General features: G+C 49.7%; 9 protein-coding genes and 1 pseudogene. 7 read left to right on the top strand and 3 right to left on the bottom strand.

Features of this window, described 5'->3' with window-relative positions; translation table 11 throughout:
* The first annotated feature begins 62 nt into the window (after nt 1-62).
* From purH to AC5V8P_RS19865, 7 genes are all read left to right on the top strand, one after another.
* The gene (gene purH / locus AC5V8P_RS19835; protein WP_064795807.1) at nt 63-1,610 is read left to right on the top strand and encodes a bifunctional phosphoribosylaminoimidazolecarboxamide formyltransferase/IMP cyclohydrolase; all 1,548 of its coding nucleotides are present in this window, start codon (nt 63-65) and stop codon (nt 1,608-1,610) included.
* 64 nt (nt 1,611-1,674) lie between these two features.
* A complete protein-coding gene (gene purD, locus AC5V8P_RS19840) occupies nt 1,675-2,940 on the top strand; it encodes a phosphoribosylamine--glycine ligase (protein WP_064795808.1) in 1,266 nt (421 codons plus the stop codon).
* Between the two features lie 126 nt (nt 2,941-3,066).
* Complete coding sequence (locus tag AC5V8P_RS19845; RefSeq protein WP_064795809.1) at nt 3,067-3,744, top strand: TetR/AcrR family transcriptional regulator; 678 nt, start codon at nt 3,067-3,069, stop codon at nt 3,742-3,744.
* Nucleotides 3,745-3,802: 58 nt separating this feature from the next.
* A complete protein-coding gene (locus AC5V8P_RS19850) occupies nt 3,803-4,660 on the top strand; it encodes a transporter substrate-binding domain-containing protein (protein ID WP_063209744.1) in 858 nt (285 codons plus the stop codon).
* A gap of 85 nt (nt 4,661-4,745) precedes the next feature.
* Nucleotides 4,746-5,393, top strand: a complete 648-nt coding sequence (locus tag AC5V8P_RS19855) for an amino acid ABC transporter permease (protein WP_064795810.1) — start codon at nt 4,746-4,748, stop codon at nt 5,391-5,393.
* Between the two features lie 14 nt (nt 5,394-5,407).
* Complete coding sequence (locus AC5V8P_RS19860; RefSeq protein ID WP_081276731.1) at nt 5,408-6,157, top strand: amino acid ABC transporter ATP-binding protein; 750 nt, start codon at nt 5,408-5,410, stop codon at nt 6,155-6,157.
* Nucleotides 6,158-6,210: 53 nt separating this feature from the next.
* Complete coding sequence (locus AC5V8P_RS19865) at nt 6,211-6,636, top strand: OsmC family protein (protein WP_013369486.1); 426 nt, start codon at nt 6,211-6,213, stop codon at nt 6,634-6,636.
* A gap of 294 nt (nt 6,637-6,930) precedes the next feature.
* Here AC5V8P_RS19865 and AC5V8P_RS19870 read toward each other — a convergent pair whose 3' ends face one another.
* The 3 genes and pseudogenes from AC5V8P_RS19870 to AC5V8P_RS19880 all read right to left on the bottom strand — a co-directional run.
* Nucleotides 6,931-7,908, bottom strand: coding sequence for a FecCD family ABC transporter permease (locus AC5V8P_RS19870; protein ID WP_064795811.1), 978 nt, complete (start codon nt 7,906-7,908; stop codon nt 6,931-6,933).
* On the bottom strand, nt 7,905-8,909 hold the full coding sequence (locus AC5V8P_RS19875) for a FecCD family ABC transporter permease (protein WP_064795812.1): 1,005 nt from the start codon (nt 8,907-8,909) through the stop codon (nt 7,905-7,907). Before AC5V8P_RS19875 ends, AC5V8P_RS19870 begins: the two co-directional genes overlap by 4 nt.
* Nucleotides 8,906-9,104 (bottom strand): annotated as a pseudogene (locus AC5V8P_RS19880) (iron citrate ABC transporter substrate-binding protein); the annotation flags it as partial. The pseudogene AC5V8P_RS19880 and the gene AC5V8P_RS19875, both read right to left, overlap by 4 nt.

Below are 9,104 nucleotides of genomic sequence, written 5' to 3' on the forward strand. Positions count from 1 at the left end.
GGGAAATAAATTGATAGAAGAGAAATTTGCGAAATTCTGAAAGAGCTAAAGGAGGAGACAGGGTGAGTATTAAAAGAGCGCTCGTCAGCGTATCAGATAAACGGGGAATCGTAGAGTTTTGCCGTGAGTTGTCCAAATTGGGTGTGGAGATCGTTTCGACAGGGGGAACGAGCAGCTTGCTGTCGAAGGAGGGCATTCCTGTCATCGGCATTTCAGAGGTAACAGGATTTCCAGAAATTATGGATGGACGTGTTAAAACACTCCACCCTGCGGTACACAGCGGTTTGCTAGCTGTTCGGGATAATGAAGAACATCAGCGTCAAATGAAGGAACTTGGATTGGATTATATAGATCTGGTCGTTGTGAACCTGTATCCTTTTGCGGAAACGATCGCCAAACCCGGTGTAACCTATGAGGATGCGATTGAAAATATCGACATCGGCGGTCCAACGATGCTCCGTTCAGCGGCAAAAAATCATGCTTTTGTCAGTGTAGTGGTCGACGCGGATGACTATAGCACTGTACTGGAGGAAATACGTAAGGATGGCGACACAGAGCTGAATACCCGTAAACGTTTGGCTGCAAAAGTGTTCCGTCATACGGCGGCATACGACGCATTGATTTCCGATTATTTGTCGAATGTGACAGGTGATCCGCTGCCTGAGCGTTACACTGTAACCTATGAAAAAATTCAGGATTTGCGTTATGGGGAAAATCCTCATCAACAAGCGGCATTTTACCGTGAGCCATTGGCGGCCAAGGGTACACTGACAACTGCGAAGCAACTTCACGGCAAAGAGTTGTCTTACAATAATATCAATGACGCTAATGCAGCCCTGCAAATTGTCAAAGAATTCAGCGAGCCGACAGTAGTCGCAGTTAAGCATATGAATCCTTGCGGTGTAGGGATTGGCGGCAGTATTTATGAAGCGTACAACAAAGCTTACGCAGCAGATCCGACCTCGATTTTTGGCGGCATCGTCGCGGCTAACCGGATTATTGATGGCGATACAGCGAACAAGCTGAGTGAAATCTTTTTGGAGATTATACTGGCACCGGGCTTCACGAAAGAAGCATTGGAGATTTTAACGAAAAAGAAAAATATTCGTTTGCTTGATCTGGGTGAGCTTTCCCCGGCTGAACAGGCAAAGAGCCGTTACGTCGTGACTTCTATTGAAGGTGGCATGGTTGTCCAGCAAAATGACGTTCACGCTGTAGACCCGGATGCCCTTACGGTTGTAACTGAGCGTGCGCCATCCGAGGAGGAACTGAAACAACTTTTGTTTAGCTGGAAAGTGGTTAAGCATGTGAAATCCAACGCCATCGTACTGGCGGCAGATAATATGACCATTGGCGTAGGCGCAGGACAAATGAACCGTGTCGGAGCGGCCAAGATTGCGATTGAACAGGCTGGTGACAAAGCAAAAGGTGCTGTACTGGCATCGGATGCATTTTTCCCGATGGGCGATACGTTGGAGTTGGCAGCTAAAGCAGGCATTACGGCAGTCATTCAGCCGGGCGGCTCCATCAAAGATGAAGAATCCATCAAGGTTGCTAACGAATATGGCATTGCTATGGTCTTTACAGGCGTACGTCATTTCAAACACTAAGTTGCGTGAGTTGTGAATGCAGCACACCTGAACGATCATACTGGAAGCGGGAGGAATCACCTGAATGGATATTTTGGTTATCGGCGGGGGCGGCCGCGAACATGCAATTGTGTGGGCGCTGAAGAAAAGCCCAAAGGCCGGACGAATCTATTGTGCGCCAGGGAATGCTGGTATCGGACAATTAGCGGAGTGTGTGCCGATTCCGGTGAGTGAGTTTGACGCATTGACAGAACTGGCTGAATCCAAAAAGGTCGGACTTGTCGTGGTGGGTCCCGATGATCCGCTGGCAGACGGCATTGTGGATGCCTTTGAAGCCAAAGGCATTCCGGTATTCGGACCGCGTAAAAATGCGGCGGAAATCGAAGGCAGCAAAATCTTCATGAAAGATTTACTGCACAAATATCACATTCCAACAGCAGCTTATCGCAAATTTTATACCTATGAGGAAGCACATGCCTATTTGAAGGAACAGTCTATTCCGGTAGTCATTAAGGCGGACGGATTGGCAGCAGGCAAAGGCGTGACCGTTGCTTACTCAATGGAAGAAGCGGAAAAGGCGCTGTCCGATATTATGGTAGCGAAGGTTTTTGGTGAAGCGGGTGCACAGGTCGTGATCGAGGAGTTCCTCGCTGGACAGGAAATGTCGATTCTCTCCTTTGTGGATGGGGAAACGGTTCGTCCAATGGCAGCGGCCCAAGATCACAAGCCGGTATTTGATGGTGACAAGGGACCGAACACAGGTGGCATGGGCACGTATTCCCCGTTGCCTCACATAGCTGATTCTATTATTGAGGAAGCCATTGAGACGATTATTAAGCCGACGGCCAAGGCGATGGTTGCTGAAGGGCGTCCGTTCCGGGGTGTCTTATTCGCCGGGCTGATGATTTCGCCGGAAGGCAAGCCGAAGACGATTGAATTTAATGCACGTTTTGGTGATCCAGAAACACAAGTCGTATTGCCTCGACTAAAATCCGATTTGCTCGATATTTTCCTCGCTGCCGTGAACGGCACGCTGGACCAGGTGGAGATCGAGTGGAAGGATGAGGCCGCGGTGTGTGTGGTGCTGGCATCCGGAGGTTATCCTGCAGCTTACGCCAAAGGGATACCTATCCATGGAATGGATCAGGCAGACGAAGCCATCGTGTTCCATGCTGGAACAGGTATCAACGAACAGGGTGAGTGGGTCACGAACGGCGGACGCGTGTTAGGCGTGGTGGGCTTGGGACGTGACATTGCCGAGGCACGGGACAAAGCTTACGAACAAGCGGCCTGTATTACCTTTGAAGGCAAGCAAAACCGTACAGATATTGCGGCCAAAGCATTGCTATAACAGCAATATATAGGATAAAGAGGACCTCTGCGGAGGTTCTCTTTTTTCGTTTGACAAAAGTATACTTATCCTATAGGATTAAAAATACAAAAACTGACTGACTGATCAATCGGGAGGAGGAAACCGATGCAGCCACGCGAGGCGAAGCAACCCAAAACCCCTTCGAAGGAACCACCTATTGATCACGGGGGAGAAGAAACAGACCGCAGAACACAGCTACTTCATATTGCGTTAAAGCGGTTCGCCGAGCAGGGTTACCACCAAACGAAGATTTCAGATATCGTGGTGGAGGCAGGAGTAGCTCAAGGCACATTTTACTGGCATTTTAAAAGTAAAGAAGCCTTGGCGCTGGAGATTATCGCTACAGGCCGTGAACAACTGCTGTCAGCGATCGGGCAGGGGTATCGCCGTGATGCGGGAACGCTGGCTGATATGGTTAAGGCATCAGAAGCACTGTTTGTTCGGCTATTTCATTTTGCCTTGGAGAACCGTTATCTAATGGGTTTGCTGCTAATCGGCAGTGGTGTCGATGAACCCGTGCGGCAGAGCATCCGTGAGACCAGAACTGCGATGGAGCTTGCATTCCGGCGCAATATGGAGCGAGCGATCGAGCTGAACATGCTGCCTGCCGAATTAGATGTCGAACTAAGGGCAGCCCTGCTTATGAGCATGATTGAAGGGGTCATTATACGCTGGCTATTCGGTTCAGAGGGAACACATGACCACATCAAGCAGGTATCGGCTACAAGATTGGCAGAAGAGGCTGCTAATTTTGAATTTTATGGACTACTAGGCCAAGGCTAGATAGCCAAATTACACATATACACTTAAACATTTACATCTAGACAGGAGCGAACGACATATGAAAACACGTAAAAAAGGGTTTTTGGTGACCACACTCATGGCTCTGGCTTTGTTCAGCCTTGTGCTGAGCGCTTGTGGGACAAAGCCAGAAGCTTCTAATACGAGCAATGGAGCAGGCAGCAGTAATGAGGCAGCCGCCAATCAGCTAGAGGCCATCAAGAAGGCCGGTGTAATGAAGGTTGGCATGATGGGGACTTATCCGCCGTACAATTTTTTGAACGACAACAAGGAATTGGACGGGTTTGATGTAGATATTGCTAAAGAATTGGCGAAACGAATTGGAGTAAAGGTGGAGTTCACGGCCCAAGAATTTTCAGGACTGATTCCAAGTTTGCAAAAGAAAAAATTCGATGCAGTGGTTAGCCAGGTGGCGATTACAGAGGATCGTAAGAAGGCCATTGACTTCACAGACCCCTATATCACCAATAATGTGAATATTATCGTGAACAGCAAAACAAATGACATTACGAAGCTGGAAGATTTTAAAGGCAAAACGATTGGTGTTGGCCTAGGGACGAATGATGAATCTTACCTGCGCAACGAGGTGTTGCCGAAGGTAGGCGATTTTGAGATCAAAACCTATGATGATGTCATTACTTCATTGAAAGATCTGAACTCTGGTCGTATTGATGCAACCATTAACAATCTGTATGCTCTCAAGCCCATCATCGATAAAAACGGGTTCCAAATTAAAGCCGTAGGTGAGCCGGTTAAATCGGATCAAGCGGCTGTAGCTATTAACCAGAATACTCCTGAGCTCAAGGAAGCCTTGAACAAGGCTCTGAAGGAAATGAAGGAAGACGGCACTTACAAAACCATTTTCAAAAAATGGTTTGGCGAGGAGCCAAAAGAATAACGTAAGCTTGTTACAGGCGTCTGGCTCCAGTCTTGGCTTTTATGCTGACATGGGGCCACTCGTCTGAAAGAAGGGAATATAACCGATGCTTGAATTAATGTGGGAGAACGTCCCTTTTTTATTGAAGGGTGCTTATTATACGCTGTATATAACGATTGTTTCTATGCTTTTTGGTCTAATCATTGGTCTGATTGTTGCTGTAGCCCGACTGAAAGGTAATCGACCGATTCGTTGGCTGGCCCGTATGTATGTATCGCTCATCCGGGGAACGCCGGTTTTGGTGCAGATTGCAGTCATTTATTATGGATTGGATGATTACGGAATATCATTCGGGTCGCTGACGGCTGCTTGTCTTGCACTGAGTATTAATACAGGGGCGTACTTATCAGAGACGTTCCGTGGAGCTATTTTAGCCGTACCGCAGGGACAGACTGAGGCCGCTTATGCTACGGGAATGTCGCCTGGTCAAACGATGTGGCGTATTATTCTTCCGCAGGCATTACGCATTGCAATTGCACCGATGGGGAATACGTTCGTGGGTATGCTTAAAGAAACGTCGCTTGTGTCGTTTATCGGGGTCAGTGAATTGATGCGACAGGCACAGCTTTTACAGGCGCAGTATTTGCGCTACATGCCGTTTTTGCTCGAAATTGCCTTGATGTACTGGATTATGAGCATTGGATTCTCCGCTATACTGGAGCGGGTGGAAAAGCGTCTGGCTCGAGCTTATTAAGGTGGAGATGATAGATGATGATAACAACAAACGGATTAGGTAAACGATTCGGACAGGTAGAGGTTCTGAAAAGCATAGATTTTCAGGTTGCCGCTCGTGAAATCGTCGTATTGCTCGGTCCCAGCGGATCTGGTAAAAGTACTCTGCTGCGTTGCCTGAACGGACTGGAAGAGCTGTCTTCCGGCAAGTTTGAGGTGAACGGGATTGAGGTTGATGCTACGGCTTCCCCACGTGTCCGCCAAGCAGCCATTCGTGATATTCGCAAGCAGACGGGAATGGTGTTCCAGCAATTCAATCTATATCCGCACAAAACAGCAATCGGCAATGTCATTGAAGGACTGCTGACAGTAAAGAAAATGCCACGTGACAAGGCGATGTCTATTGGACAACAGCTACTGAAGCGGGTGGGATTATTGGATAAGCAGGATGTACATCCAACTCGTCTGTCCGGTGGACAGCAGCAACGGGTAGCTATTGCACGCGCACTGGCGATGGACCCGGCGATTATGCTGTTCGATGAGCCGACATCAGCACTTGATCCCGAACTTGTGGGTGAAGTGCTGGGGGTTATGCGGGAGCTGGCTCAAGACGGAATGACGATGGTCGTCGTGACTCATGAAATGAAATTTGCCCGCGAGGTGGCGGACAAGGTTGTATTTATGGCAGACGGAATCATTGTGGAGGAAGCTGCGCCACAGGCGTTTTTTGATGCTCCCCAGCATGAGAGGACACAAAAATTTCTGCGTCAAATTAGCGAATTTTAAGTTAGATCAGGAATAAATCATAGATTATGAAGATGGAAAGAAGGCAATTAAACATGAAAGTATCTACAACTTGGCACGGCAAACGCGCGTTTACTTCGGAAGGACCCTCCGGTTATTCCGTAGGGATGGACGCTACGGCGGCTTACGGCGGTGACGGCAAAGGAATGACCCCGATGGAATTGCTGCTGGCAGGTCTGGCGGGATGTATTGGTATCGATATTACGATGATTTTGGATCGTTTTTTGTCAGACATTCAACGGATTGATATTGATGCAGAGGGTACACGCAAGGAACAAATGCCAACGGGCTTTACAGCGATTGATCTGACGTTCCACGTAGATGGAGATATTCCGGATTACCGTGTATGGAAAGCGATTCAGATGGGTAAGGAAAAATATTGTGCTGTATCCGACTCCTTAAAAGCGGAAATTCGGATGCACCTCATTTTAAATGGAACAGAAGTACCCTATCCAGCGTAAGTGTTGATGGATAAGGAGAGTCAGCCTGTACTAAGTGTACAGGTTGACTCTCTTTTTTATGATATATGAAAATATGGTACATAATGAATCTTCTGTACTTTAGCTTCGTTAAAACAAAACTCCGATATAAAACGGGAAAATAAACTTGTGTGAAGTGTGGCATATAAAAGTAGCTGTAGGATGAATCGTTTAGAAAAGAAATGAATCAGCGGTTCGGTGTACAGATGGGAGGTAAATCAGCTAAACGCTACAGTATAGTGCAGCGGCGTTTAGCTGTACTGAATAATTTGCCCTTTATCCGCTGCCTTTTTGCTTGCGTTCCCGCAGCAATAGATACAGGAAATAAGGCGCCCCAATCACGGCTGTCACGATGCCAGCGGGAATCTCAAGCGGAGGCTTCAGCCCCCGTCCGAGTGCATCGGCAAGGACAAGAATCAGGGCACCGATCATGGCCGCGCCAGGCAGTAGATAGCGGTGGCGATTGCCGAACAACCGCCGAGCCAGATGTGGTGCCAGCAGTCCTATAAAGCCGATGGAGCCGATGGCAGCGACACAGGCAGCAGCTAAGGCCACGGATACGGCCAGCAGTCCTGTGCGCATACGCTTCACGCTAAGACCCAAGCCAGCGGAGCTTTCCTCATCCAGGCCCATAATATCCAGTTTGCGCTGTAGCGTATAAGCGAGCGGCAGCAATACAACTAACCATGGCAAAAGTCCATATACTTCATCCCAGCCTTTGCCCCATAGACTTCCAGCTAGCCAAGTCAGCGTATCGCTGGCTTCGAGTGGATATTTGACCAGAATATAATCGGTTGCAGCCTGAAAAATAGCACCCACCGCCAGCCCGGTTAAGGCCAGCATGTTAGGACGCATGCCTTCCCTCATCGAAAGCTGTACAAGCAGTAGTGCAGCTACTCCGGCACCGATAAAGGCAGCGATCGGTAGCAGCGCCACGGGGGATGAGGGGAGCAGCACGATGACGAGAACCGCCGCAAAGCCGGCTCCTTTGGACACACCCACCACGTCCGGCGAAGCCAGTGGGTTGCGGATCATGCCTTGCAGCAGCACGCCGGCTACTGCAAGGCCAGCACCAGCCATAACGGCCAACAGGCCACGAGGCAGGCGATAATGATGAACGATGAACCAGGAAGAGGCATCCCGATCAGTCAGCGCCATGATCAGCTCAGAAGGTGCAATGTAGGTGCTGCCCACGCCAATAGCAATAAAAGAAACACCCAGCATAAGCACGAGTAAAATCCACAGCTTTTTCATCGTGAAGCCCTCCCGTTCTTATGAGCCAGATATAAAAAGAAGGGCGCGCCCACCAGCGCAGTTACAATACCAACAGGCGATTCATAAGGGAAGGCAATAAACCGCCCAAGCACGTCTGCATATGTCAGCAGCAGAGCTCCGCAGATTGCAGACAGGGGGATGCCCCGTTTATAATTGTCGCCTGTAAACACCTTGATGATGTTTGGCACCATTAAGCCCACGAAGCCGATGGACCCGGCTACCGCTACAGCAGAGCCTGCCAGCAGAATGACTGAGGCTGAGGCTAGTAAGCGGATAAGACGTACATTTTGCCCCAGTCCCTGTGCCACCTCTGTACCGAGGCTAAGCACAGATAGCGAGGGGGCCAGCGCCAGTGCAAGGACCATACCCACGGCGAACCATGGCAGCACCAGCCGCGTATCGGCCCAGGTGGACCCGTCGATGGCTCCGGCGAGCCAATACAAGACATCGGATATTTGCTCATTGAACACGAGCAGTCCCTGAGTGACAGAGGCCAGCAGCAGGTGTACTGCCATCCCGGCAAGGGCTAGCTTGACTGGCGTCATGCCTGCCGTTCCGGCCAATGCGTATACGAAGGAACCGCCTGCGATCGCTCCGGCAAAAGCAAAATAAATGCTGCCGGACGACCCGATATTCGGCAGCAGCACGACCGACAGGACGACAGCCAGCGAAGCGCCTGAGCTGACCCCAAACACCTGCGGCGAAGCCAGCGGGTTGCGTGTGATGGCCTGCATCAGCGCTCCGGCCACGGCAAGCCCGGCGCCGACGATCAGGCCAATGACGGCACGTGGCAGGCGTATCGTCAAGATAATGAGCTGATCCTTGGACGGATGCTCGGTGAATAGTGCAGTCAGCATGGTGGGGATGTCCATCCTGACTGGACCAATTGCTATGCTCAGCAGCAGTCCAGCAAGCAGAGCGAATAAAAGTGCAAAGAAGACCGGCTTATTTAGCCGGTCGCGTAAGGCTTGTCCGATCAACGGGAGCCGTCTCCTTTATTTTGCGCAGGATACAGAAGCGAAATTGCTTGCTCCAGTATTTTCTCGGCAGAGCCGAGTCCGCGGTACCGGGTCCACAGTGCCCGGTTTACTTCGTAAATTTCCCCTTTTTTCACGGCCGTAATGTTTTGCCATAACGGATTTTGCTTCCATTCCGCAAGCAGCTTCTCATCGGCT

Source organism: Paenibacillus sp. N119s, from assembly GCF_059447605.1.

Coding starts and splice junctions, on each gene's coding strand:
- AC5V8P_RS19855 (WP_064795810.1), top strand. CDS start 4,746: ATGCTTGAATTAATGTGGGAGAACGTCCCTTTTTTATTGAAGGGTGCT.
- AC5V8P_RS19860 (WP_081276731.1), top strand. CDS start 5,408: ATGATGATAACAACAAACGGATTAGGTAAACGATTCGGACAGGTAGAG.
- AC5V8P_RS19845 (WP_064795809.1), top strand. CDS start 3,067: ATGCAGCCACGCGAGGCGAAGCAACCCAAAACCCCTTCGAAGGAACCA.
- AC5V8P_RS19870 (WP_064795811.1), bottom strand. CDS start 7,908: ATGAAAAAGCTGTGGATTTTACTCGTGCTTATGCTGGGTGTTTCTTTT.
- purD (WP_064795808.1), top strand. CDS start 1,675: ATGGATATTTTGGTTATCGGCGGGGGCGGCCGCGAACATGCAATTGTG.
- AC5V8P_RS19850 (WP_063209744.1), top strand. CDS start 3,803: ATGAAAACACGTAAAAAAGGGTTTTTGGTGACCACACTCATGGCTCTG.
- AC5V8P_RS19865 (WP_013369486.1), top strand. CDS start 6,211: ATGAAAGTATCTACAACTTGGCACGGCAAACGCGCGTTTACTTCGGAA.